A 24,728-nucleotide genomic window follows, 5' to 3' on the forward strand; every position below is an offset into this window, starting at 1 on the left:
GTGTGCCGTTCCCGGTGCGTCACGCAGTGGGCGAAGGCGCGTTCAGAGTCCGTTGTGGCGGGTGTTCGGAGCGGGTGCGGTTGTGGTGCGTTCCCATTCGAACTCGGCGCCGATGGCGTATCGGCCGTCGAGAGGGGCGATGCGCGTGGGCAGGTAGCCGTTTTCGTATCCGGCCAGTCGATCGACCAGGACGAGGACTTCACCTTCCCAGTACGCCACCGCTCCTCCGCCGGGGCAGCGGCGTTCGGTGTCGTTGAGCCAGGCGACCACGACTTCGGCTACTTCCGGCCGGAATCGGGGTGTGCCCGCGCGGCTCCAGCCGAAGTCGGGATCGGGTAGCGCCGGAAACAAGGGGTCGTCGCCGGTGACACCGATGGTCACGAGGATTTCGGCGTCTTCGGGAACGAGTCGCGTGGTGTCGGCCAGCAGAGCCGTTTCAGCGGCTTCGTCCGGTGCCGGGAGACTCAAGTCCCACACCCACGCTGCGGCGCCGAGTGCATAGCGGCCATCCGCTCCGGGCTGGATTCGTTCCGTGTGCTTTTCGTAGGTGTCGGTGAGGACCAGCGTGTCACCGTCGAAGGTGGCGTGGTAGTTGCCGCTGGTGGGATCGTTGCTGGGCTGGCTGTTCAGCCATGTCGCGATGGCTTCGGCGACGTCGCGGGTGAAGTGCGGTTTGACGAAACCGTTCCAGCGCTTGTCGTCGATCACGGCGGGGAAGGCCGTGTTCGTGTCGGCGATAGCGACGTAGACTTCGCCCTCCTGTGCGCGTCGGACGTCTGGCGTGTTCATCGTTTCCTCCTTGGTGTGCTGACTTCAGTTCCCGGATTCACGTATCGGCATGAGCAGGTGGAGAAAGGCGGCGGGGTCGCTTCGTCCGTCGGCGGGGTCGGTGAGCAGCACCGGGCGGTTGGTGTTGGCCTGGACGTGCAAGGTGACGCTGTCTCCGGTGAAGCTGCCGAGTGCGTCGGCCAGGTAGGTCGGGTGGAAGCGGATCAGTGTCCCGTCGGTGATTCCGGCGACAGTGGCTTCTTGTACAGGGGCGGTGACTGCGTCGGCGTGGTCGTTCACCAGCGGCGTCACGGACACTGAGTCGCCGCTGATGGTCAGGCCCACCGGGTGGCCAGCCTGCTTCTTGGCGTCGAGCACTGCGGCGGCCCTGCGGGTTGCAGCGAGGAGTGCGGCACGGTCGGTGTGCACGAGCCCGGCGACGGTTTCCGGGATGAGCTGTCGGTAGGGCGGGAACTGGTGCGTCAAGGTGCGCAGGGAGACCGTGACCGTCTCACAGGTGAGCGCGACGGTTGCCGGGTCGTCCGGGTTGTCGAGTCCGATCCGGACGCGGTCACCGGTGAAACGCTTGACCACGGCGGCAAATACGCTTCCCGGAACCAATGCACGCGCGCTTGCGGCCGCGTGGGCGGATGAGACGGCCGCGATCGGCGCGACGGCCAGTCGGTAACGGTCGGTTCCGGCCAGGGTGACCGTGCCGGGCTCAATTTCCAGATTGATTCCGGCGAGCATGGGGATGGTCGGCTCGTTGCCCACCGCGACCATCACGCGTGCCAAGTCCCGAGCGAGCGCAGCCCGGTCGACTTGGGCCAGCGTTGGCGCCGGAGCCTGGATAGGCGGGTAGTCCTCTACCGGGTATGCCGTGACCGGCATGGTGTATCCGCCGAGTTCGACAACGGGGGTGCCGTCGTCAAGGGTGCGCACGGTGAGCGGAAGCGCGTCGGCGTCCCGTTTGCGAGCGCCCTTGACCAGCGCGCCGAGCAGCTTGGTGATCTCCGCGTGATCTAAAAGCAGGGTGCCGCCGGTGTGGACGGTGCCCGGGACACGGACGGTCACAGCGGCGTCGTGATCGGTGGCGCTGACGGTGAACTGTCCGTTGGCGGCTTGCAGCAGCGCGCCACCGAGCAGGGGTACCGCCGGACGTTTCAGCACGGCGAGGCCCACTGTGGTCAACGCGTCGACCAGCGTTGCGCGGGTGGTGGTGAAGGCCAGCCGGGCGGCCGGAGCGTGCTGGTTCGCCCGAGTGTCGGTGATGGCGGTCATGGTTCCTCCGTGAGTCAGGACGCGTTCGGCGAGTAGGAGCCGACGACGTAGGTTCCGTCGTGCAGCGGGGTGAGTTCCATGTGCGGCGACGGCTGTGTCGCGTACGGGGTGTGCATGATCAGGTGCCCGGCGAGGTGGTTGTCGGCGTCGTCGGGCACGCGGCGAATGGTGAGGGTGAAGGCACCTCGTACGTCGCCGACCGAAATGGAGACGGTGACGGAGTCCTCGGCTTCGTCGGTGTGCACGGCGGCGCTGTTGCACCACGAGACGGGGACGCGTTCCGGATCGTGCGGTGCCTCGCCGGAGTCGATGTCATCGGGCGGTTCGAAGTCGGGGCAGAGGGTGCCGCCGAACTCGTCTTCGTAGCCGTGCGTGGTTTCGTGCAGTTCCGAACCGCAGGCACGGCACCGATGCGTGGCAGCGTCGATACCGAGTTCGAGTGTCACGGTTTCGGGAGGGTCGTCGGGCAGGTCGGCGGGGGTTCCGTCCACAGTGAGTGCAGCAAGCATCACGGACCTCACAGTTCATAGAGGGGGTTCAGGGCAGGAAGCTCAGTGGATGGCGAAGCCCACGCGGCCAGCGCTACAGGCCGGGCATGAGACCGTGCCTGTGGTCTCGTCAACGTCGGCGTCATCGAAGTTCCAGCCGTCGGCGTCGCATTCCTCGGCCCGGAAGTGCCACGAACCGCTCTCCGCCGACCAGCGGGCGCCGCAGCTGCCGCACTCCGCCGAACAGGTCGAAGCGCCGAACCCCTCGAGTTCGAACACGAACCCGTCCGGATCGGCGTTCATCCCCGCCACGCCGGACAGCTCGGCGCGGTAGTCGCCGACTTCCCCGACCAGATACCACCCGGTGGGCACGATGTACGACCGGTCGGTGATGTTCCACTGGTCGGCGTACGCGTGCCCGTACCGGATCGCCCTGCTGTCGGCCTCTCGGGAGAAGCGGTAGTGAACGGCAACCAGCGCGAACGGGCGGACGACGTGCACGGCGGTCACGGCGCGGCCGTCGGACAGATATCCCTCAGAGGAGGTTTCGTGCAGCACGGTCCGCGCGGTGAGGTGTCCGGCCGCCTGCAGGTTGCCCAACACCCCGGAAACGGTGCGGTCGGCGACGTCTGGCCACTGGGGCGCGTCCGGCCGGAAGTCCCGCAGTCCCACGTTCGCGTACGGGCCGACCACGTACGCACTGTCGGCGTAGGTGGCGAGCGACAACGCGTCGTACAACCGCCGTCCCCACGGGTTGTCGGCACCGTCGACCATTACGGCGATCGTGTCGGACGCGTCCACTGAGAGGGAGTAGCGCTCTACTGAAGGTTCAAGGACAGTCATGGCGAGTCACCGTTTCATCGATCGGTGTTGGAGTGGTGAACGAGATTTCGGGTGTGCCGCCCCGTCATCCGCTACACATCAGCCTAGCCGCCGCCAATCGAGAATCAAGGCACTGAGCAGAATTCGCACATGATTCACCCGTTTCGCGAATTTGACAATGTGCGATCAATTCACCATCGCCGACGCTGGAAAGCACTGCACACGCCGGCCGATTCAAGAAAAACAAACTCAAGAGACCAAGGAAGAGAGATGGACATTCCGCAGCAAATAATGAAGCACCCAGCGCGCAGGCGAGGCATAGGTACACAACGCCACCACCGGACACAGACCGGGCAGCCACCAGAGCCGACTGGTCACACGCTTGCCAGCAGCCCAGTTGGAGGGCACGCGAGCAGTACTGAGGGCAAGTCGACCAGGGTTTCGGAGCCCGGCACAGGCTACCCCTCTAAGGGGAAGCACGACAGGAACCAGGACAGGAAGTAGCGCAGGAAGCTCGATGAGAAGCTTGCGACTGAGCACCGCGCACACTCCGCGCCGGCGTCGCCAGCGAGCGAATTCCGTATCGCAGATACGGCGACGAATGCGCTTAATCATGCCGAACTGACAAAAGTCTCAGAAAGATTGTCGGCCAGTATCAGTGTATCCCGACTAGGCCGTTGTTCCAATTCAGCTAGAGAGGTGGCGAGTAGGTGCATTGTTCGCGGGACACTGTCATGTCGGCCAAGCCGAGCCTGTGTTCGCATGAGGTCTCGGTAGATCGCTTCGTTGTACGGGTCGAGATCGCGAGCTCGTTCGAGTAGCGAGAGGGCCTGTTCGGGTTCGTCGTCTCGAATGGCGCGGATCAGAACGCTCATTGTGTCGAGGACGTCGCGGCGAAGTGCCTCTCGGGGGCCTTCGATCCACTCCGCGGAGATGCTGTCGGCGAGTTCGCCCCGGTACAGTTCGACTGCGCGCCGCATCGCCTCGGTGCACTCGGCCGGAGTCGCCGCGTGGCGTCGGGCGGTGAGCGCGTCTTGCAGAGGCCAGAGGTCGACCGTCACGGCCGTGCGGTCGAGGCCGTAGTGGCCGTTCTGGTTGACCACGAAGTTCGCGGTTGCGTCGCCGGTGGCCTCGCGTAGGGCGCGGCGGAGTTGGGACAAGGTCGCGTGGAAGGCGTTGAAGGGGCGGTTGCCCGGAGCGTCCGGCCAGAGCGCGGTGGTGAGGGCCTCGCGGCGGCAGCCGTCGCGGTGCAGAGCGAGGTAGACCAGGACTTCGCGCTGCCGCGGCGCGAGGCGGCCGATGAGGTCATCAGCATCGCGTCCCTGGTGAATCAGGCGAAGTCGCCCGAGGACCTGCAGGTGAAGCATCGATTGCAGACGCTCGGGAGGCCGGTCGGGCTGGGACAGCCGCTCGGGGAGGTCCTTCCTATCGCTACTCGGAGCATCGGCCTTGGCGGGTACCGATTCGATGAACTCGAAGTCGAGGTCAGATCGTGGTTGAGGGGCGTCATGCTCGACTTCTGCGGCGCGCAGCAGGGTGAGCAGGTCGGTGGTGTCGTCGCCGGGCAGGGTGAACAGCCGGGCGCCGACAAGGTCGGTCAGTGTGGGGCTGGTGGCGCCGACGGTGCCGTCGGCGTGAATTCGGGCGGTTTCGCCTGGGCGCCATTGGCCGAGCAGCAGGCCTGCCAGGCCATGGCCGGCGCCGTTGTCGAGGATGGCCTGGGTGCGTCGTGCGGTTTCGGCGCTGGGCGTGGCGACCAGCACGAGACGTCCGTCGTCCGCTGTGTTGTCGTCTCGGAGGCGAGCGAGCAACTCGGTCTCCAGGGAGTCGAGAGCGGCAGCTACATCGTCGACCACGCGTAGTCGCGTGGGCCCGCGATTCGGCTCGGCGCCGAACAGCAAGTGGGCATCGGCTGCCGGGATCACGACCTGGGCGGAAGCCTGCGCGAGCAGCGTGACGATCAGCGCGCGGGCGGCGGCGTGCGCGCCGGGACCGACGAGCCCGAGACCGTGACCGCGGGCCAGGTCGAGCGCGACGGTGTGTCCGTCGCGGATGCCGACCGATGTCTCCTCGTCGTCAGGCAGGACCGCACGCGCGGTGGCCAGCGCGCGGTCGCGGATGGCCGCTTCAGCAGGACGTCTGGCGCCGGGTGGCTGCGCAGGAGGAACTAATTGGCCGTCTTCGTCGCGCGGCAGCGAGGCCGAGTCGTGCGCGATCCGCAGCGCACGCACGACAGGTGCTGCCGTTGGGTCGGCGGGCCGGGGTGATCCGGGTCGGTACCAGCGTCGCTGGTGCAGGCGCACGCTGACCATGGCGAGGGTAATCAGGGCAGCGAGGCCGAGTCCGACGAACGCGCCGGTCGGCAGCGACAACCCCCTGTCGGCGTCCGCGGTAGGCGCGGAGGGCCGTTGCGGGTGTGGCGGCTCGGGGTTCGTGGAGTTCGGTAGCGGTGGCGGTACAGGAGGGTCGAGAACCGGCTGGGGCGAGGTTGGCAAAGTGAGGTGCCAGCCCGGCCGGATGAGGCTCGGGGTGGTGAAGACGGTCCCGTCGCTCTGCCGGATGCCCTGGTTGAGCTGCCAAATCTCCGGCCAGCGGTTGCCGTCGCCCAGGCGACGCCGTGCGATGCGCCAGAGGCTGTCGTGGACGCCATGCTCGGGCAGCCGGACAGTTTCGATGTCGTGCGGGTAGGGCTCCACGTTCCGCAGGTGCACGTCGGCCGTGACGAGTTCCTGCGCAGCATCACCAGCAGGTCGGTAGGGCGCGGTGGCGACTGCGGAGCGGCCGCCGGTGGGGATCTCGAAGGGTGGCGACTGCACCGTGGTGGCTGGTGCGGCGGTGGCGGCGCGGCCGACCACGGCGATCAGCAGGGTGCCCACCAGCACGCCGGCGATCCTTCGCAGCGGTCCGGCTTGCAGCTCGGACCAGCGAGTTCCACGAGCGACCTCCACTGCGCACGCCGCGACGTCGATGGCGAAGGCGGCCCACAGAACCCAGGCCAGGCACGCGAGCACGTCGAGCAGCAGCCTGTTCGTCATCGGTGCCATGAGCACCGCTTCGACTTCGTCCAGCGTGGGGATGCGCTCGGGAAGCGGCCAGCCGACACCGTGAACCAGCGCCCAGGGCAAACCGGCCAGTAGCGCCAGCAGCACCGTTGACGCCAGGATTCCCCGTACTGCTCGCCCCGCGAAGCGGACTGCCGAGGCCATTACGAGTCCGCGGCGATGGGCTTCGGCGAACTGACCGGGCTCCGGTTGTCCCGATCGGCCGGGCGCCGGGCGGGGTGGCTCTCGACGCTCTTTGTGCTCGACCGTCGCCTGCGGTTGCCACGGGCGGGCTTGGCCCCGTCACGCCATCGGGTGAGGGCGCTGGCAGGGACGTCGGTGAACCTGGCCAGCTCGTCGACGTCGATGACGTCGCCGGCCGCGGCCACGGTCTCCCCCAGCTGACGCTCGAGTTCGGCGAGTTGTGCGGCGAGCGCGGTGTGGCGGCGGGCGAGGTCGCCGACCGTCGTGGCTGCTTCGGCGCGGCGCGCCTGGCGGGTGGTATCGGCCTCGTCGACCCGCCGGGCTATCTCCTCCGTTGAACTGACCATCTCGAGAACTCCCTCCTCGTGGACTTCACGGCTCGACTTCGGTCACGCCGCGCTGCGGGTGTGCGGAACCCTGCCCGTGCACCTGGATGTCGTCGATGCCCACGAGCGAAAGCAGCTGCGTCCGGTAGCTGGCGGTGACCTGCACGATCACCGTGTTCCCGGCCACCTGGACCGTGCCGGTGGCGGGGAGGGCGGCGAGATACCTTCGTGCTGCATCCCGCGCCTGCTCCGGTGCGAGCCGGACCTCACCGGTGGCGCGGTAGGCGGCCAGGTCGAGTGCCTGGGCACCGGCGCGGGCCGCTGATTCGGCCTGCCCGCTGGCTCGGACCTTGCTCGCGAGGGCGAGCCCGCCGTCCAGGCTCAGGCCCGCGAGGGCGAGCAGGCCGATCAGCAGGGCGAGGACGAAGGCGGTGATGTGGCCGTCCTCACTTCTCCACCGGTTCATCCTGCGGCCCTCGCGGATCGGTGGGTGTCGACCACTTCGCTGGCCATCGCTTCGAGGTTTTTCGTACCGGGGACCCCGAGCAGGAGCGCTTGCCCGAAGTCCACAGTGCACCGCACGCTCACCGTGACGGTGCTGCCCGGCTGGAGCGTGCCCGTCATGCTCGTGGTCACGTCCCGGCACACCAGTCCGGCGTGCGCCAGCGCGATCGCCGCGGTCTCGCGTGCGGCAGCGAGAGCTGCCGCAGGGTTTCGTTGCAGGCTGGCGGCCCGTGCTGCTTGATGTGCCGCGTCGTCCAGGCGCAGGTGGGCATCGACGCCGCGGTGGACCACGACCGCGACGAACACGAAGAGCATGACCAGCAGCGGTGCCAGCAACGCCGCTTCAGCGGTGATCGAACCGCGCTCATCGAGCTTCCGGTTGGTCACGATGACCTCGCCGGCGTGTGGTTTGTCCGCAGGTGCCGCCGAACTCGGCCGACCCAGCTCTTCGCCGGAGACCGCATCTCCCAGGGGAATGGTCCGGCGTTGGTTACATCGTTGGCGGCGGTGATGTAGGCGAATACGTTCTGGGGCAGCGTTTCGGCGGTGTCGAGCAGGCGGCCGACGACATCGGTGCCCGGTAGCTCGGCGAGCGTGCGGTTGGTGCGTGCAGCGAGATCCGCGTGGCGCAGTTTGCTTTCCCACGACCGTGTGAGCACCAGGCAGCCGTGGACGTGGTTGAGGACTCCTTCGATGCCGCGGTCGATGGTGGAGAGCGCTTCACGTGCTGCCGCGGTCAGCTCCCCGGCCGCCGGGTCGGCGGCGAGTTCCTCGGTGAGGGCGCGGGCGTCACGGGTGCGGTCCAGGCAGGACAGCGCTTCCCAGACGACGCGGTGTACCGCGTCCGGCAAGTCGGGATCGAGCCAGGCGCGTACCGGGGTGCGGTGCAGCTCGTCCAAGGCGGTGAGCAACCAGTGGGCGGTCTCCGTGCCAGCGTGACCGGGTCGCCGGAAGTCGGCGGTTCGGTAGAAGTACGCGCCGCGAGCGCGTTCGAGCCGGCAGTCGACGCCCGGGTCGTGGCAGTGCTCAGTGATCAGGAAGGTCGCTGAAACCCACGCCGAGAGCGCGCTCGCGCCGACGATGACAGCGCCGGCACCGGTCAGCAGAGCGGCCGCGAATCCTGTCGCCGAGCCGATACCGATCGCGATCAGGTGCACGCCGATCAGTCCGATTAGGATGATCGCCGGTCGGCAGGCGGCGCGGAGGCGTTCCTGTCGCCAGCGACTCGGTGCTACTTCGGGGTTGAGCAGGATCAGATCGGGACCGTCGGAGAAGAATCCCCGGTGCACTGGCGAATTCACTTCGTGTCGATTGCCTGACGGCATGGCTTTCTCCTGGCGTGGGAGTGTTGTCACGGCACCGGAGTGGTGTCGGGTAGGAACCGTTCGACTTCGCCGGCGGCTTCGGCGTGCACGGGCAGCCGGAGGCCGGGCAGGACCGCGGCGGCTTCACCGCGGATGCTGACCGATACCGCGGTCGCGCCGCGGGAGACCGTGAGGTGGCGTTCTCGGAGTGGGCCGTTGGCGAGGTCGTCGAGCAGGCGCTCTCCGGCGGTGTGTCCTGAGCTGGCCGTGCCGTTCTGCACCCGTGCGGCGGCGAGGGCTTGCGAGGCCGCCGCCTGCGCCACGTGCGTGGCGTGCGACCACAACGCGAACTGGATGATCCCCAGCAGGGCCAGCAGGAGCAACGGCGTGGCGATGACCAGTTCGACCGTGACTTCACCTCGATCCCCGTTCAGGGCTCGCCGCAGGCGCTCGCGGGAGGGCATGTCAGCCGCCGAGGCCGAGGTCGATCGAGTTCGCTTTGGCGGTGAGCTTCGCGACGATGATCGCGATGATGGCGATGGCCGCGATGGCCATCAGCGCGGTCACGATCACCGTCGTGGTGATCTCGCCGCGGTCGGGCTCGGCGCGCAGCAGGGTAACGCGCGCGCTGATCAGCTTCCGGACAACGTTGACGGAGTGCATTACTTGTCCTTCCTAGAGTCCATTGAGAACCTGAGTGACCGCCGGGTAGGCGATGAATCCGAGGAAGCCCAGGAACAGCAGCGTCACCGGGAGCGCCATGCGTTCGGTGGCGGCCTGTGCTTCGGCCTCGGCGTCGGTGACCTGGTGGACACGCAGAGCTTGGGCTTTCGCGGCCAGCGAGGCGCGGACGCGGGCGCCTTCCGTGCCGGCCAGGGAGATCGAGGCGGCCAGCTCGCTCAGTTCCGCGATGTCGAGTTCCTCGCCGAGTTGGCGCAGGTTGTGCCAGGGTGTGGAGCGCACCAGCTGGGAGTTCTGGAGGGCTTGCCGCAGCAGCCCGAACGAGGGTCCCTGCCCGACTGCCGCGGCCGCGAGCAGCGCGGACTCGACGCCCGATCCTCCGGCGAGGGTGATCCACACCAGGTCCAGGAACGTCGACAGGGCGCTGCGGAACTGGCGGCGCTGCCGAGCCGCCCGTGCTCGAACCTGAACGTCCGGCACGACGAAGCCGAGGGCCGCCAGCGCGAATCCCGCTACCAGCGGCAACTCCAGACTCGGCGCGCCCCCGACGAGGACGAGGCTGGCTTGCAGGAGCCACGGCGTAAGCAGTCCGGCCATGGCCAGCAGGGCCTTCGCAGCGAGGTGGGTGTCGCGTCCGCGGCCGACGAGGCGCAGGTCGCGTTCCAGCTTCGTGCCTGGCAGGCCGACCGCGCGCAAGAACGGTATGAAGGGCCGCCCCCAGGCGGTGACCCATGTGATGTCGGCGGGAGCAGCGATCGCCACGGGAGACGGCTGGAACGTGGCCCCGGCAAGGCGAACACCGAGTGGTTCTCGCCGCGGCAGCGCCCAGTTCAGCACCAGCCACAGGCCGATGCCGCTCCCGGCGCCGAACAGAACAGCCGGGATCATGGGTGCTCACCTCCACGGCCGTCGAGCGAGAGCACCCGAGCCTGCCCACCGCTCTTGGCGATCCTCGTGAGCCAGGTGAAGCCCGCGGCGAAGCACCCACCGAGGGCCAGCAGCACGAGTTGGCCGACGGCGGTGTCGTAGCTGGTCAGGTAGCTGCGGTTGAGCAGCACGACGCCGGTGGCGAAGGCCAAGGTCGTGAGGACGATGACCCGCACCGACGTGCGAGTTCGCGCTCGGCCGGTCTCCACGCGCATACGCATCGCGGCCTGTTCGCGGGCGGTGGTCGCGAGGGAGCCGAGCAGGTCGCCGAGTTGGCGGGCCTGGTGTTCCGCGGCGAGCACCAGCGCCGCGAGCACGAGGTCCGCGGTCGGGTCGGCCAGGTCGCCTGCCAGCCCGCGCAGCGCCGGGGCCAGGCGCTGCCCGCTTTCCAGCTTGGCCGCGAGCGCGCTGATCTCGCGGCGGATCGGGGCAGGTGCGAGTGGTGCGGTGGCGAGGATGGCCTGCTCGAGTCCGGCCGCTGCCGACAGCACATCGCGCAGCATCTCGGTCCAGGAGGCGATTGCTTCGATCCGCGCGACCCGGCGCGCGTGAGCCCTGTCGGGGCCGACCAGCCGGGGAAGGAACCATGCGGCCACACCGGCCAGCACGGCCCCAACCACCCAGCCGGTCGCCACGCCGGCCAACAACCCCGCTCCGGCGGCGATCGCCAGCTTCAGCCTGTTGCCCTGGCTCCACGTTCGGCGCCGCCACGACCAGCGCCCGTTCGCATCGGCAGGCCGTCGCCACGCGGTCGTGACGAGCAGCGTCCCCGCCGCTGTTCCGAGCCCGCAGGCGGCGAGCACGAGCGAGCCGGTGTCGACGGTCATGGTGCCCACCAGCCCTCGGAACGGGTCAGCAGAGTCGCGTCGAACCCGGCTGCAACCAGGTCGTCCAAGGTGTCCGCCCGCAACGCACCGGCGACCGGGACAGCGCGCCGGTCCGGGCCACGGCGGTACACCTCGTTGGACACCACCGTGCCGCCATCGGCATCGACCACTTCCCGGATCGAAGCGACGACCCGGGTCGTCCGGTCCGCAGCGCGGTCTAGGTGCACCACGAAATGCACGGCCGAGGCGACCAGCAGGGCGGTGGCTTCCAGCGGCAGTCGCTCCGGCCCCTGGGCCGCGTAGGAGGCGAGCCTGGTGAAGGCGATTTTCGACGAGGAGGCGTGCAAGGTGGCCATCGAGCCGTCGTTGCCTTGGGACATGGCGTTGCACATCGGGATGACCTCAGCGCCGCGGATCTCGCCAACGATCACCCGGTCCGGGCTCATCCGCAGCGCCCAGCGCACCAGCTCGGCCTGGGTGATCGCGCCGGTGCCCTCCACATTCGGCTCGCGGGCTTGCAGCGCCGTGACGTCGGCGTGCAGCGCCGGGTTGAGGCCGAGTCCGAGTTCGAACGCGTCCTCGATCGTGACGATGCGCTCCAGCGGATCCATCTCGGCCGCCAAGGCGCGCAGCAGGGTGGTTTTCCCGGCTCCGGTCCCTCCGGTGATCATCACGTTCTTCCGCGCCCGCACCACCGCGCGCAGGAACCGCTCCAGTCCGGGGTCGAGCGAGCCGCGCTGACGCAACTGGGCGAGGGTGGCGGTGAGGTAACCGTGCCGGCGGATCGTCAGCGCGGTGACCCCGTCCGCGGTCAGCCCCAGCACCGCGAACAGGCGCTCCCCGCCGGGTAGCTGCAGGTTCAACGCCGGCGCGCCGCGATCGAACCGCCGTTCCTCCGACGACGCCCGCGCGGCAAGCGTGCGCACCAGGTCGGTCAGTTCCTCGTTCGACGACGCAACCGGCGCCACCTGGGCCCGGCTCCCGTCGGAATACTGGACGAAGACCCGGTCGAAGCGGTTCACCGCGATCGTCTCCAGAGAGGGATCCGCCAGCAGCGGCTGCAGCCCACCCAAGCCGAAGACCTCATCGAGCGTCTGCTCGACCAGCTGCTGCTCCACCACCGCATCCAGCAGAGTTCGCCCAGCGAGCAGTTCAGCAGCGGTGTGCGCGTCCAGCGCCTCCTCCAGCACTTCTCGGCCAGTGTCCCGGCGCTGGACCAGGCTCAGCGAACTGCCCGCTGCATCCACCCGGCGAGGCAGCTCGGTAGCGATTGCCTCGCGCAGACGGGCGCGAAGACGCTGCGAGGCAGCGTCACCCAGCGGCTCAGAAACGACGGACTCGGATTGTTCACTGAGACTCATGCCCGGGACCTCGTTCCCTGCTCACCCATCAGCCGATACCCATTGCCGCGGGCGTCCGGTGCGCCGAACACGACACCACCGGGATGGCGCACTTGCTGCGCAGGCACACCGGGCACCGCGGAAAACCCCACCCCCGGAAGCGGTGTGCTCAATGCCCGAGCCACCGCGGCGGTACTGCGAGCGAAAGCGCCACCGCGCCACCGCGCCGAACGGAGCTGGCCCGGCAGAGCCGCCGCGGCGGACTCGTCGTAGGGAACGCGGCCGATCACCGGCACGCCCAGTTCCCGTTCGACCTCATTGGTCGGATAGCCGCGGCCGGTGAGCAGCAGGCCCGAACGCGGGGTCCAGGCAGTGAGTTCTCCCAGGCGGGCCGAAGTGCGAGCAAGGTCTTCGGCACGAGTTCCGCTCACGAGCAGCAGCGCGTCGGCCCGACGAGCGACGGCTTCGGCCGGGGAACCGGGATCACCACGTCCGCAGTCGGCCAGCACCACCGCCCCGGGCTCTCGGCCCGCCGAATCCAGCAACGGACCGACCGGAGCTGCGACCAGGGCTCGCAACGCAGCGTCCGCGTGCGCAGTGACTGGTGGAGCCACCAGCACACGAACCCCATTATCCAGAGCCTGGCTGTGCTGCCACACCACCTCAGGTTCACAAGTACGGCGTGCCGCGGCGGCCAGGCTGACCAGCCCCGGCGCGAGCGGGAGCCCGAGACGCACCGCCAGATCACCACCCGATGGGTCCACCTCGGCCACCAGGCGGCGGACGCGCGCGGCCTCGGGCCATTGCACGGCCAGCGCCACCGCCAGCGTCGTGACACCGGGCGATCCCTTGAGGCTGAGCAAGGCGACAAGCATCAGCGACCACCGCCCGCGGACTGCAACACGAGCACGAGCTGACCGGCCGGCACCTGCGCCAGCTGGACAGCAGAGACAGCGTCCAGCTCCAGCGACACCACGGGAGCCTGATCGGTGCCAGCAGGGATCACACCGACGACCGTGGTGCGCCACAATCGGCCCGGGACCTGCGCTTCGCTCGGAGTCGCTGCGCCGCCCGCGGCGACCACTGCGGCAACCGGGCTTCCCGCTGCCAGCTCAGGTGGGACCTGACCGGGTTTCACCGCCACCACCGCCCGGCCTGCCGCCGGGATCAACGCGTTGCCGACACTGTCCGGGGGCAGAAGCGCTCCGCTGGGAAGGCTGGTCGCCATCGGACGGCCCACCACGGCCACCATCCGCTCGGCCGGCACCGTCGCCACCCCGACCGAGAAGGAGACATCGACGATGCGGACGTCCGCCTCGGAGAGAACGTGGCCGACCATGACCGGTCGCGCCATCGCGAGCACCGCCGACCGATCATGGGCAGCACTGGACCACCACAGCGCTCCCCCGACGCACATCACGATCAGCAGCGCGCCGAGCAGCAACTGCGGAAGCCGGCGCCGGGATCGCCGCGGCGATCCCGGCGAGCCGGTCGAATCCAGCCACGAACCCTGCCGACCGGCAGCCGTATCAGGAGTGGTGTCAGTGCTGATCACGTTGCGCCTCCAGGCATAGCTCACCCACGCCACGATTCCTGCGCGGTCGAGAAAGGAAAAACTGATTCGGTTGAAGTGCGGCGTCAGCCGATTCCGAGCGCCTGCGTTTCGGCGACCCTGAACGCGGTCGACGCGCTGGTCGTCAAGTCGGGCAGCGTGCCGGACGCGCCGGCGCCGGACCAGGTGATCGTCCAGTGCACCGTGGCGATCACAGCGAAGTTCTCGTCCGGGACACCGGCCGACGACCGGTGATAGGTGTGCCCGCAGTCCGGCGACGCGGCATGCGGGCCACCGCCCTCCTGGAACGACGTTCCCGGGCCGGTGCAGGTCAACGTGCTCCCGTCACCCATCGACCACACCGCCTCGGCCGGAGTCGCGGTCACCGTGACCGAAACCCCAGGGACGGACGCGGTCGAGGAATACGGACGCCACGACGCACCATCCAGCCACAGCCACGTCGGCAGCCGCACGAGCTGCGTACCGGCTGGACTCGATGCAATCACGGGACTGGGCAAGCGCAGTTGACCCCGCGCGATACGGGCTACCTCGCCCGGGCTGAGCTGCGGAATCTGCACCGGCAAACCAGCTGCTGACCCGCCCATCGTGCACTCGTGCATGTACCAGGGACCGGACGTCGAGCCCGGCGGTCCGGTGTAGCCGCTGGCGACGTACGTGCAATTCGACGCCGGCGGCCCACCTCCACTCGCCGCCTTCTGTCCGGCGGCGGGCGGCGTCGGCCCGGAATGTCCCGGCGATCCAGAAGTTCCGGCCGCCACATCACACGTGGGCGACGAGCTTTGGCTGCAGTCGATGACTCCCCATGGCCCGGCGGCGGCAGCGATTCCTGCGCCGACCAAGGACAGACCGAATGCGCACGCGGTGGCGCGCATCGCCGCGGTCAACATGAGCCCGGCTCGTGGATGCCGAAGTCCGTAACCCGCCAAGCGCCGTCAGGTTGCCGCTCGACGACGGCGTTGATGTGCCGTCGACCGTCGGGCTCCTCATCCGAGAGTGCCCCGGTGTCCGCGCGGTAAAGCAGCCAATTGCTGCTGTCGCCACAGTCCTCGAGGACGAACTTGCCGGACTCGGCCGTGAGAACCCGAGGGGCATTCACCGGTCGCCCCTTGCTGACGAGCCCCTTGGTCTGGTTCGTGTACAGACCGCGGGTGATGTTGGTGAGCGCGATACTCGTGGCGTTACGACCCAGCCGAGGGTCTTGCCAGTTCGAAGTTTCGCCTGCCACGGCCATGTCGTTCCACATGCCCAGGTAGGCGGCGATGGCTTGCTGTTCGGGAGCAGCCGACCCCTTCGACGAGCTGGGTGGTGTGGTGCTCGACGGAGGCGGCACTGGCATGGCCGATGTCGGTTCTGGAGCTGGCGCCGAGCTACAGCCCGCCGCCATGGTCAACGAGAAGGCAACTCCGATCGTGTTTGCGACCGTCCGGCGCATGTTCCCTCCCACGCTCTCCCCTGCCCTCCACATCACCAGGAGAATCTCGACCCGCTGGCCGATTTGTCCGGCGGTCCACACCTTCGGGTGAACGTTCAAGTGACGGCCAGCGCAAGAAACGTTCCGCCAAGGAGGCCCGGTCCGAACGGAGCCACGCACTTCCCCGACGACGTGTGCTTCACAGTCAGGTACCCCCATGTCGCTGTCGAAGCGACCAGGACCGCCAGCAACGTGGTGGTCCAGCCGCTCCAGCCGGTCACCATTCCCAGAACACCTCCGAGCTTGATGTCGCCCGCGCCGACACCACTCGCGATCAGCACGCCAAGCCCGAACAACAAAGTCGCCAAAGCGATCATCACGGCCGCCGCCCTGAGCATCTTCTCCGGCGCGGCGAACGCCAGACTGGTCAGCAGTATCGGATACAGAGGCATGACCAGCACGTTGGGAAGCCGCTGCTCGACCACGTCGATCACCACCAACGGCCCGGCTACGACCGCCAGCACGCTGAACCCAAGCAGTTCCGGTCGCAAGCCCGGTCGCCACGCGAGCAGCGCGAACAACACCATGGTCGCGACCGCAGTCGATTCGGGCGCCACAGCCCATGGAGGTGGAGACGTAGTGTGCAGCAGGCGCCGAGGAACGGCAGAGCTGAGTGCACCGAGGGCTGCTCCGGCAGCTACGTACCCGGCCGCCCACAGCGAGGTGGTCATCAACACGCCAGCCAGCCAACTGCCTGAGAACGTACATCACTATCTCCAATTCGAGAGATGTTCGTCAGCACCAAACTCCGCCGTTCCACCACGCGCCGGTAACCCGGTACGTCATATACGGCTGGAGGTCGGTCACGCCTGGCCAGACGCAAACTTCACGAATGTTTCCCCAGAGGTCTTGAACGTCGAGCGTCACCGTCGCACCGGAACCCCCGTCACAATGACGGTACTTCGCCCAACCGAGGTAGCCGCACTTCTCCTCCACCCCAGCAATGGAGTTCTCTTCCCCGGCGATGGCCGCTTGCGAGCTCGACAGCAGCAGGAAAGCCACCGACACCGAGACAAGAAGTGAGGACAAGAAAACCGTTGATGACACAGAAGAACGCATAATGATCACCCACAAAGCAGATCGATCCGAGTTCCCGACGCCGATTGATCGCGTCGAGCTGATGACTCAATCATCCACCCGGAACCACGGTCTTCGAAGGCGCGAACGCGCACAGAAATCACACAAATCAGAGAGTCTCTCAACAGGAATAGCATTTCGATCGCCAGGACGTCCTCGAGCGTCGAGGGCTCGTCATGTAGGCATCTGAGGTCGGAGCGCTTGGCGGCGACCCGGTTGGCTCGCGGAGTCAGCAGGCGCGCGGGCGGCCGGTCAGCCCTGTGCTGCGAATCGCGGCCAGACGGGCGCGCGCTTCAAGCGCTCGAGGGTCCCGCAGTTCATCGAACGCCACGACAGCAGCTTCTAATGCGCTTTGCGCGGAGTGTGCATCTTCAATCCCGTTGAACGCATCACTGCGAGCGAGTTGAACATCGGCCTCAGCCCAGCGTTCGCCCGTCGCCCGCCGAAGCGCGAGCGCACGGTCGAGCTGCACGAGTGCCAGCCGGAACTCCTGCTTCGCCAGGTAATGCTCGCCGATCAGGTGGCGGACCAAACCCTCGGTTGGCCTGATCCCCGCCGTGATCGCCAACTCCAGCGCCTGAGTGAGCACTGGCAGCGCATCTACGTCGTTCTGCTGGTCCAACGCCCTGCCCTGCAGCGAGCGTGCTACAGCGGCCCCGAAGGGCAAGCCGGTCTTGAGAAACAGGTGGGCGGCCTTATCGAGCTCCTGGATCGCGGCGACGACCTCGCCTCGCTGGGAGTCGGCACCGCCGAGCCCGAGCAGTACCCAGGCGAGACCGCGGTCGTCACCTGCTTGGACCAGCAGCGGAAGGGCTTCGCCAAAGTTCTGCCGTGCTTCAGGCTCTCGCCTGAGTTCGAGCTGGGCCCAGCCGAGGCTGTGCAGGCTGCGACCGAGACCGACGGGGTCACCGGCTTGTCGAGCTGCTGAGACGCCCATCGCGCCGAGCCGGAGCCACTGCTCCCAAGCTTTGGTGAGATAGAAGTACGGCATGAAGGCCAATGCCAGCTTCCAGACCAGGCCCGACAAGCCGGCCTGCTCAGCTCGTCGTGCGAGCCGGACGGCGGTCCACGCTGATCGTTGGCACCAGGACAGAGCCGACCTGTAGTCGCGCACCCCGGCTGGCCGAAGTGGGGCTTGAACGATGGCGCCACCATCCCAGGCCGGCGCCAAGAGGTCGTTCGCCCCGACGGAGGCGGCGACGAACCACCTCAACAGCCGAATGAGCGCGGCGTGGAGTGCCTCGTCGCCATCTTCGTCGGCTGCCCGGATAGCGGCGAACTCGCGCAGGGGCGCCGCCAGGTCGAAGGTCTGCTTACGCTGGTCGATCAGATGCGAGGCGAGCAGGTACCGGAGAGACTGGCGAACGACATCGCCTTCCTTGCCGACGAGAGCCACGATCACGTCCTCAGTCAGGGGGCCCAGACGGAGGCCGCCGACGAGCCGGAACACCGAGGCCGCCATGGGCCCAAGCGACCGATATGCCTCGCCGAAGCGGCCTTCGGGATCGACTGGAATGGTCGACCGCAGCTCTGCGGCCACCTTCGTCAGTGAGCGGTGCGGCTGGTTGCGGAGGCCTTCCCCGACCGCGCGGATCGAGGCGGGCAGACCGCCGCACGAGGCGACGAGGCGACGTGCCGCAACCGGCTCGGCCTCCATGCGTGCCACACCGACGACTCCGGCGAGCATCGCGTAGCTGACGCTCTGCGCCAGCGGTGGCAGAACGACGTGGGTCGCATTTGATCCCATCGTCACCGGTCCCGAGCGAGTGCTGATCAGGGCCGCCCCTCCAGCCGCCGGTGTCAACGCTCGCACCTCGTCGACGCTGGTGACGTTGTCCAGGACCACGAGCACTCGGTGGCCCGCTGTTGCCGTGTGGAATCGCTCGGCGAGTACGTCGACGTTCAAGTCGCGGCCCGGGTGCTCGCCGAGCGCGCTCAGGAAGCGGAGGAGGACCTCAGCTCGCGTCGGTCGCACACTGGAGGCGGCGAAGTCGGCGTAGAGGCAGCCGCCTCCGAAACGCCAGCTGATCCGGGACGCTAGGTGCAGCTGGGTCGCGCTTTTTCCGACCCCGGGGGCACCTTCGATGACGATCGTCGGCACCTTTGGCCCGGCCGGGTCGGCCACCGATAGTGCCTGGTCCAGTCGATGCAGGATCTCGGTGCGCCCGATGAGGTCGCCGGAAATCGCCGGCAGTTGCTGTGGCCGGCCGAGGCGCTCCGCGTTGGCGCTTCGCTCGGAGAGCCGGCCACCGGCGTGAAGTGCTGTATCGAATTGGTCGACCAGCGCCGGTGTCATCGGACGCTGGCCGGTCAGGAGTTTCGAGAGGTAGCTGACGCTGACGTCCAGCTCGCGAGCGAGGCTCGCCTGCGTGCGGCGTTGCCGCCTCATCAGTGCCCGCAGGGCCATCCTGAATTCTTCTTCTCCCGGCATGTCGTCCTCGAGTCGATCGCACGGCGGCCGACCAAATCCACGGTCGGCCGCCGCTTCCCTCGCGTCACCAGGCAGTCCGTTCCTGGCAGGACTACCTCTACCGGCTCGGGGCCGACTTACCGCAAGCAAAGTGCCCACAGAGTTCGGCCTCCGTGGGCACTTCTCACCCATTCGAGTGCTTCGAAGCCGGGTGGGTGTCGGGATCGGCACGCAGACGGGCAGCAACTCGACTGATCGTGTTAGGTGAGCCTGGTGGAGGGGTGGGATGTTCCGTACCAGCGTGAGTTGAACGACGCGCTGGATGTGCTGCGGCGCCGGTGGACCGTTGCCGTGCTGGCCGCGCTCGCCGGACGCAAGCGCCAGTACACGGACCTGCTGACGGCGATCAACGAGATCGAACAGCGCGCATCAGGGAAGGGCACCAGCGCTCGGCTGTCGGACCGGGTGCTGACTGATACGCTCCGCCGGGCGCGCGAGGACGGGTTGATCAATCGCGAGGCGGAGCCCGGCAACTTCGGCGCCGTCTGGTATCGCCTCACTCCCGCCGGTCGCGAGTTGCTGCGCGCTCTACGGCCGCTGCTGGCGTGGTCGCGCGAACATCGACTGCGCCCGCGCTGAAGGCAACACTTTCAATGCACGTCTCCGACCGAGACGACTTGGTCCCGGCCTAGATTCTTGGCGCTGAAGAGCGCATTGTCGGCCGCCAGGAGCAACTCCTCCAACGATCCGCCGGCACCTGGATAGGCGGCCACGCCGACCGAGGCACAGATCGTGGCCGCAGTGCCCGAATCGCCGATGACCGCGACCGCCTTGATCGCGGCGCAGATCCTCTCGGCGACCCGCACCCCCTCGGCTTCCCCGGCTTCGGGGAGGAACACGACGAACTCCTCGCCACCGAAGCGACCGGCGATGTCGTGCTTGCGCGCCTGCCGTGTGATCGCGTCGGCAGCAAGGCGGAGAACCTTGTCTCCGACAAGATGGCCGTGCTGGTCGTTGATGCGCTTGAAGTGGTCCAGATCGAGCATGAGCACGGCGCAGACGCCGCCGTGTCGATGAGCACGGCCGAACTCCTGCTCGGCCAGCCGATGCCAGCTGATGGCGTTGAGCAGGTCGGTCTTGCTGTCGGTGGTCGCGGCCTGTTCCAGCTGCTTGACCAGCACGCTGCGGTGCAGCACGTACAGCGGCAGCAAAGTCAGCACGACGAGTTCGGGCCGAATGGTCAGCGCCACGGCCACCAGCGCCCCCAACGAGAGAGTGGCGCACTCCAGGGCGTTGTCGCTCCAGCTGCCGACCAGTCGCTTCACCGTCCGATCGCTGCGGGACAGGCCGATCACCACGGCGATCGGCAAGGAGTTGGCGACCCAGTAGACGGCCATCACCACCAGCAGCCCGATCAGCCCTACTGGCCACTGGGCTTGGAGCAACTGCCCTTCGGGGAGCACGCTGGCCGCGGCGGTCGCCGCGAAGCAGGACAGCACCACGACGCCCGTGTTGAAGACCGCTCGGTAGGCCGCCATTCCGGTGATCTCACGCCAGGTCCGCCACCACAAGTGCAGGTACAGCACCACCGCGGTCGCCGCTGCCAGCGTCGGCGCCGTGAGCAAGGCAGCCGAGAAAGTCCATACCGAGCTCAGGTTGACGTGCGGGGTGTCGGAGAACTTCTTGCGGACCCGCTCGACATGCCGGGTCACCTCGGCCGAGGCCAAGCCCAATCCCACCAGGATCGCGAAGGCTTTCCAGTCCGCACTCGTCACCTGGTGCATGGTCGTAACGAGGACCGTAGCGAAAAGGCCGATCAGTTCGATCGCAAGAACAAAGAAGAGCACCTGCGGGGGTAGCGACCACAGTTTCCAATCGCGCGCCCGCCAATACCGACGTCGCGAGTCGTCGGCAACCTTTGCCGCCTGGTCGCACCGCCTGGCCTGCATACTGTTTGTGCTCGCGTCATCAGACAGCTCGCTGGCAGGCGAACTGTCCTCGCAGTCCGTTATCCGGGAGGGGGTTCCAGAGATGTCGAACAAGGAATGGTGATCTGCCCCAGCCGACGGCGCCCCTTGCTCGCTCCCGGCATCACGACGGGAGCGAGCAGCCGACGGCTCTCCCGCATCGTCCTGATACATCGCACCCCCTTACCTCTACCTCAGACAACAACCCACCCCTGGCCGCGGAAGCGCAGGGAACTACGGTAAGCGCGGATCCGCCAAGAATCAGGGACTCAAAACGATGTTCACCCAGACGAATCAGAGTGAACACGTAGAGTTACCTAACACCTAGTGGCCAGTGAAAGCACCTTCATTTGGCTCGCCCCGTCCGCGATTCCGTCACCGACCTCGGTACCACGTCCTCGCCCGGTGTCGCACGACGAGCGCTAGCCTGTCTTTCTTAGCCAACTATTAGCCTGCGGAGCCGTGCACCTGGTTCCGCCGAACGTGGATGGCATTCGTATCGGATGACACTACCGCTCTTCCGCTCAGTGACAGCATCGTCAGGCAAAGCTCGGGACGACGCCTGCGTGCACCAGCCGGTTGCAGGCGGCGATCAAGGGCGCTGGGACGTCCTACTCGATGATGCACCCGGCTGCGGCGTGGCACCAGATTCGATTGCAGGTTGCCCACCATCCTCACGCAGGTTGCATAGCCGGCGCTGCCATGAACGTGCTGATCAGCACCATACTGTCCACCTCGGCGCTCCGCTGTCGCAGCAGTCGCCCGCGAAAACTCGCCCCCTGACCGGTCTTCGCCGCACGCGATTCGACCAGGATTACCTCGTCCGGCACTCCGAGGGCCGAACCTTGCTCTCGCTTCTCGACCCCTCCGCGCAGGAACCGTCGACGGTGGAAGCAATGGCCACCCCGGTGAACACGAGCACCGGGGAGTACTCGCGTGCTGGCCGCCCAAGTTGAACCTGCACAGAGCGGTCGCGACTGACACCGGCCAAGCTGTTGGGCCGAGGTGATGGTAGGCACCCAAATCGCCCGAACATCAGCCCAGTCCTGTGCCGCGACTCCCTGCCGGCCATGCGTGCCGTGCCCCTCGTTCTGCCCCTTGCTCCACGGGTAGGTGCGCCGCTGATCAGCATGCAACCTGGCACTGTGATTCTTCACGGAGTGCCCGACCCCTGGTCGCTGTGCCGCGAACTCCGGCTACCTGCCCGTCCACATCCTGGGGCAGGTGACCGCGGGAGGTGACACAGCCTGCATCACCCCGCGACCGGCCACGCCGTAGTTGCAGCGCGGGCCGGATCCCCGGCGTGCCGCCGAAACGAACAGCACGGCCCGCCACGCGCGCCCACCGCCCGTCGCGCAACGGGCGAACCCCGTGCGGCGGCGTGACCGAGATGACCTGCGCTCCAGTGAGTAGTGAGTACCCTGGGGACCGTATCTCTTCGCGGAGTACATGTCCCCGGTCGACGGGCCGGGGGCTTCGCGGAGAGGTCAACTCCGCGAAGGTGGTGGTCCTGGTGACCGAAGGAACGTTCGGCCAACGGCTGCGGGAATTGCGCGATCGAGCAGGCATGTCCAGGCCGGTGCTCGGCGGCCTCGTGGGCAAGTCGGCGGAATGGCTGAAGGGCGTCGAGAACGGGCGACTCCTGCCCCCGCGGCTACCGATGGTGCTGCAACTAGCGGCGGCACTCGGAGTGAACGACCTCAGCGAACTCACTGGTGACGAGCGGCTGACCACGGCCGCGTTCGGCAAGGCCGCCCACGAGCAACTGCCCGACATCGCGCGCGCCCTTGCCAGCTACCCGGTGGTGCCCCGCGAAGATCCCGTAGACGTGTCTGGCCTGCTCGCCCGCGTGGCCCAGGCCTGGGAGTTGTGGCACGGCACCCGCCGACACCGCAGCGCCATCGCCAGCTTGCTCCCCGGGCTGCTGCACGACGCCCGCACCACGGTGCGCCGGGTCGAAGGCAACGAAAGGCGCGCGGTCCTGGTCGCGCAAGCCCAGGTTTACCACCTGTGTCAGCTCTACCTGTCCTTCCAACCCGTACCCGAGCTGGTGACGCTGACCGGCGACCGGGCGATGACGGCCGCGCAGGACGCTGACAACCCGCACGCCATGGCGGCGGCCGCTTGGTACATGAATCACGTCTACCGCGACGCCGGGCAGCAGCACGAAGCCCGGGTCGAGCTGGCCATGGACACCACCAGCTTGCTGAGCCCAGAGCGCAGCCAGGACGACCGCGCCGCGTACGGACTGCTACACCTCGCGGTCGCGCTGTCACACGCCAAGGTCGGCCATGACGGCGACGCCTGGCGCCACTGGGACGAGGCCGACCGTGCTGTCAATGCTCTGCCGGTCGGCTACACCCACCCGTGGCTCGTGTTCGGGCGCGGCATGGTCGACGCGTACGTCATCACGATGCTGAACGACTTGCAGCGGCCGGGCGAGGCGATGAGGCAGGCTGACGAAGTCCACTTGGAGCGGATGCCGTCCGCCACCCGGCGGAGCTTCCACACCATCGAGGCGGCAAGGGCGTTCCACCAGAACCGGGAACCGGTAGCCGCGCTCCACCTGCTCCGCAGGGCGGAAGCCGAGTCGCCGGAAACGGCGCGGTTCAACCTCTTCACTCGCGCTGCGGTGGCCGACCTCGCGGCGAACGGCGGCGCGACGGTGCGCAGCGATGCACAAGCGCTTTCGCAGCAACTCGGACTAGCCATCGTGTGATGGGGTCCAGTCTGTACCCCATCACGGTCGGGTAATTCTGTACCCGGCGCAACCCCGGCGAGCATTTAACGTGACCTCTTGACCACAGGGAGGTGCGCAAGTTGAGTGCGAGACTTGGTATTGATAAGGCCGGAAAACTGACCGCGCCCGCTTTCTGCCCCCTCCTCATGCACGCCTCACGTGAAATGTGAGCGAGCGACGTTCTGTCGCAAATTTCACGCCCGTCTTGTATTGAATCCGGTGTTTGAGCCCTCCAAATGCCGGATTACATGCGTCTCCGTCGTTTCCTGCGCTGGATTTTCGACGGATGCCTGTACGAGGTAACACACCGTTCGTAGAGCGAATCGAAGGAGCGAGCCGATGTCGGGGGTGCCCGTGGACCCGGAGTTCGACAAGCCGTTACGGGAGGCGCTTGGCCTCCGGCTGCGGTTGCTCCGGCGGGGTCAGGGCCTAGACCGGGAATCGGTATGCGCGCAACTCCACAACGGGATGGCCATCGGCACGCTCGGCGCCTATGAGAGCGGTGCCCGGCGGCTGACCGTGTCGCGGTTCATCGAACTGTGCGACGTGCTCGGCACGCCCGCGCACGAAGTCCTCGCCATGGTCCACCGCGACCTGCAGCGGCAAAGCGGTAGCCGCCTCAGCATCCGGCTGAAAGTGATCGCCGAGGTGCCGGATGCGGAGTTGCGTCCGCTGCGCGAGTGGGCGATAGCCAGAGTCGCGGCCATTCCCCCCACCGTGGACCGGTCGGTCGAGCTGGACGCACACTCCATCGGGCACCTGGCAGCCCTGTGCGACGTGCCCCCGGAGCAGCTGCGTGTGCAGCTGCGGTATCTCGCTGTCGGAGCGGGCCATGACGGCATCGAGTGATCGGACATGGGTCGGCCGTTGCGTGGCACCGATCCGGTTCGCGGTGATGCAGCCTGCATCACCGGCGCCCAGTAAGCGCCCGATACGGCGTCAGCCCGACGAACGCCCTCAGCCCCCGGCGGGTGCGC

The 24,728-nt window shown here is 67.8% G+C and carries 25 protein-coding genes; 3 read left to right on the forward strand and 22 right to left on the reverse strand.

Going from position 1 to position 24,728, the window contains the following annotated elements:
- Nucleotides 1–42 precede the first annotated feature (42 nt).
- The 21 genes from L3Q67_RS02190 to L3Q67_RS02290 all read right to left on the reverse strand — a co-directional run bounded on the left by L3Q67_RS02190 (nt 43) and on the right by L3Q67_RS02290 (nt 19,065).
- Nucleotides 43–789: a hypothetical protein gene (locus L3Q67_RS02190; protein WP_499187921.1), complete on the reverse strand. Its 747-nt coding sequence runs from the start codon at nt 787–789 to the stop codon at nt 43–45.
- 24 nt (nt 790–813) lie between these two features.
- Nucleotides 814–2,049: a DNA polymerase III subunit beta gene (locus L3Q67_RS02195; RefSeq protein WP_499187922.1), complete on the reverse strand. Its 1,236-nt coding sequence runs from the start codon at nt 2,047–2,049 to the stop codon at nt 814–816.
- 14 nt (nt 2,050–2,063) lie between these two features.
- Complete coding sequence (locus L3Q67_RS02200) at nt 2,064–2,558, reverse strand: hypothetical protein (RefSeq protein ID WP_499187923.1); 495 nt, start codon at nt 2,556–2,558, stop codon at nt 2,064–2,066.
- Nucleotides 2,559–2,600: 42 nt separating this feature from the next.
- Complete coding sequence (locus L3Q67_RS02205; RefSeq protein ID WP_499187924.1) at nt 2,601–3,338, reverse strand: hypothetical protein; 738 nt, start codon at nt 3,336–3,338, stop codon at nt 2,601–2,603.
- A gap of 632 nt (nt 3,339–3,970) precedes the next feature.
- Entirely contained in the window at nt 3,971–6,508 is a 2,538-nt protein-coding gene (locus tag L3Q67_RS02210) for a BTAD domain-containing putative transcriptional regulator (RefSeq protein WP_499187925.1), read from the reverse strand.
- A gap of 56 nt (nt 6,509–6,564) precedes the next feature.
- Entirely contained in the window at nt 6,565–6,951 is a 387-nt protein-coding gene (locus L3Q67_RS02215; RefSeq protein WP_499187926.1) for a hypothetical protein, read from the reverse strand.
- A gap of 25 nt (nt 6,952–6,976) precedes the next feature.
- Nucleotides 6,977–7,396, reverse strand: coding sequence for a pilus assembly protein TadG-related protein (locus L3Q67_RS02220; protein ID WP_499187927.1), 420 nt, complete (start codon nt 7,394–7,396; stop codon nt 6,977–6,979).
- On the reverse strand, nt 7,393–7,821 hold the full coding sequence (locus L3Q67_RS02225; RefSeq protein WP_499187928.1) for a TadE/TadG family type IV pilus assembly protein: 429 nt from the start codon (nt 7,819–7,821) through the stop codon (nt 7,393–7,395). Before L3Q67_RS02225 ends, L3Q67_RS02220 begins: the two co-directional genes overlap by 4 nt.
- Nucleotides 7,818–8,723, reverse strand: coding sequence for a hypothetical protein (locus L3Q67_RS02230; protein WP_499187929.1), 906 nt, complete (start codon nt 8,721–8,723; stop codon nt 7,818–7,820). Before L3Q67_RS02230 ends, L3Q67_RS02225 begins: the two co-directional genes overlap by 4 nt.
- 62 nt (nt 8,724–8,785) lie before the next feature.
- A complete protein-coding gene (locus L3Q67_RS02235; protein WP_499187930.1) occupies nt 8,786–9,202 on the reverse strand; it encodes a TadE/TadG family type IV pilus assembly protein in 417 nt (138 codons plus the stop codon).
- Between the two features lies 1 nt (nt 9,203).
- Complete coding sequence (locus L3Q67_RS02240) at nt 9,204–9,401, reverse strand: hypothetical protein (protein WP_499187931.1); 198 nt, start codon at nt 9,399–9,401, stop codon at nt 9,204–9,206.
- A gap of 12 nt (nt 9,402–9,413) precedes the next feature.
- Entirely contained in the window at nt 9,414–10,307 is an 894-nt protein-coding gene (locus L3Q67_RS02245) for a type II secretion system F family protein (protein WP_499187932.1), read from the reverse strand.
- Complete coding sequence (locus L3Q67_RS02250; protein ID WP_499187933.1) at nt 10,304–11,173, reverse strand: type II secretion system F family protein; 870 nt, start codon at nt 11,171–11,173, stop codon at nt 10,304–10,306. Before L3Q67_RS02250 ends, L3Q67_RS02245 begins: the two co-directional genes overlap by 4 nt.
- Nucleotides 11,170–12,420 (reverse strand): TadA family conjugal transfer-associated ATPase, encoded by a 1,251-nt coding sequence (locus tag L3Q67_RS02255; protein WP_499187934.1) that lies wholly within the window; start codon nt 12,418–12,420, stop codon nt 11,170–11,172. The genes L3Q67_RS02250 and L3Q67_RS02255 overlap by 4 nt, the downstream gene beginning before the upstream one ends.
- A 110-nt stretch (nt 12,421–12,530) precedes the next feature.
- Entirely contained in the window at nt 12,531–13,388 is an 858-nt protein-coding gene (locus L3Q67_RS02260) for a CpaE/TadZ family protein (RefSeq protein ID WP_499187935.1), read from the reverse strand.
- On the reverse strand, nt 13,388–14,068 hold the full coding sequence (locus L3Q67_RS02265) for an SAF domain-containing protein (protein ID WP_499187936.1): 681 nt from the start codon (nt 14,066–14,068) through the stop codon (nt 13,388–13,390). Before L3Q67_RS02265 ends, L3Q67_RS02260 begins: the two co-directional genes overlap by 1 nt.
- Nucleotides 14,069–14,151: 83 nt before the next feature.
- The gene (locus L3Q67_RS02270; protein ID WP_499187937.1) at nt 14,152–14,451 is read right to left on the reverse strand and encodes a hypothetical protein; all 300 of its coding nucleotides are present in this window, start codon (nt 14,449–14,451) and stop codon (nt 14,152–14,154) included.
- 515 nt (nt 14,452–14,966) lie between these two features.
- Nucleotides 14,967–15,518 (reverse strand): hypothetical protein, encoded by a 552-nt coding sequence (locus L3Q67_RS02275; protein ID WP_499187938.1) that lies wholly within the window; start codon nt 15,516–15,518, stop codon nt 14,967–14,969.
- Between the two features lie 95 nt (nt 15,519–15,613).
- The gene (locus L3Q67_RS02280) at nt 15,614–16,084 is read right to left on the reverse strand and encodes an A24 family peptidase (protein WP_499187939.1); all 471 of its coding nucleotides are present in this window, start codon (nt 16,082–16,084) and stop codon (nt 15,614–15,616) included.
- A gap of 208 nt (nt 16,085–16,292) precedes the next feature.
- Nucleotides 16,293–16,616 (reverse strand): DUF6355 family natural product biosynthesis protein, encoded by a 324-nt coding sequence (locus L3Q67_RS02285; protein WP_499187940.1) that lies wholly within the window; start codon nt 16,614–16,616, stop codon nt 16,293–16,295.
- 247 nt (nt 16,617–16,863) lie between these two features.
- Nucleotides 16,864–19,065 carry a helix-turn-helix domain-containing protein gene (locus L3Q67_RS02290; protein WP_499187941.1) on the reverse strand — a complete coding sequence of 734 codons (2,202 nt, stop codon included), beginning with the start codon at nt 19,063–19,065 and terminating at the stop codon, nt 16,864–16,866.
- 243 nt (nt 19,066–19,308) lie between these two features.
- Between L3Q67_RS02290 and L3Q67_RS02295 the strand changes: the two genes are divergently transcribed.
- A complete protein-coding gene (locus L3Q67_RS02295; protein WP_499187942.1) occupies nt 19,309–19,683 on the forward strand; it encodes a winged helix-turn-helix transcriptional regulator in 375 nt (124 codons plus the stop codon).
- 11 nt (nt 19,684–19,694) lie between these two features.
- Here L3Q67_RS02295 and L3Q67_RS02300 read toward each other — a convergent pair whose 3' ends face one another.
- Nucleotides 19,695–21,185: a sensor domain-containing diguanylate cyclase gene (locus L3Q67_RS02300; protein ID WP_499187943.1), complete on the reverse strand. Its 1,491-nt coding sequence runs from the start codon at nt 21,183–21,185 to the stop codon at nt 19,695–19,697.
- Between the two features lie 1,339 nt (nt 21,186–22,524).
- Here L3Q67_RS02300 and L3Q67_RS02305 point away from each other — a divergent pair.
- Both L3Q67_RS02305 and L3Q67_RS02310 read left to right on the forward strand, forming a co-directional pair.
- A complete protein-coding gene (locus L3Q67_RS02305) occupies nt 22,525–23,730 on the forward strand; it encodes a helix-turn-helix domain-containing protein (protein ID WP_499187944.1) in 1,206 nt (401 codons plus the stop codon).
- A gap of 360 nt (nt 23,731–24,090) precedes the next feature.
- Entirely contained in the window at nt 24,091–24,600 is a 510-nt protein-coding gene (locus L3Q67_RS02310) for a helix-turn-helix domain-containing protein (RefSeq protein ID WP_499187945.1), read from the forward strand.
- Nucleotides 24,601–24,728: the final 128 nt, after the last annotated feature.

It is taken from the genome of Saccharothrix sp. AJ9571 (assembly GCF_021725495.1).
In the GTDB taxonomy this organism is placed as follows: domain Bacteria; phylum Actinomycetota; class Actinomycetes; order Mycobacteriales; family Pseudonocardiaceae; genus Amycolatopsis; species Amycolatopsis magusensis.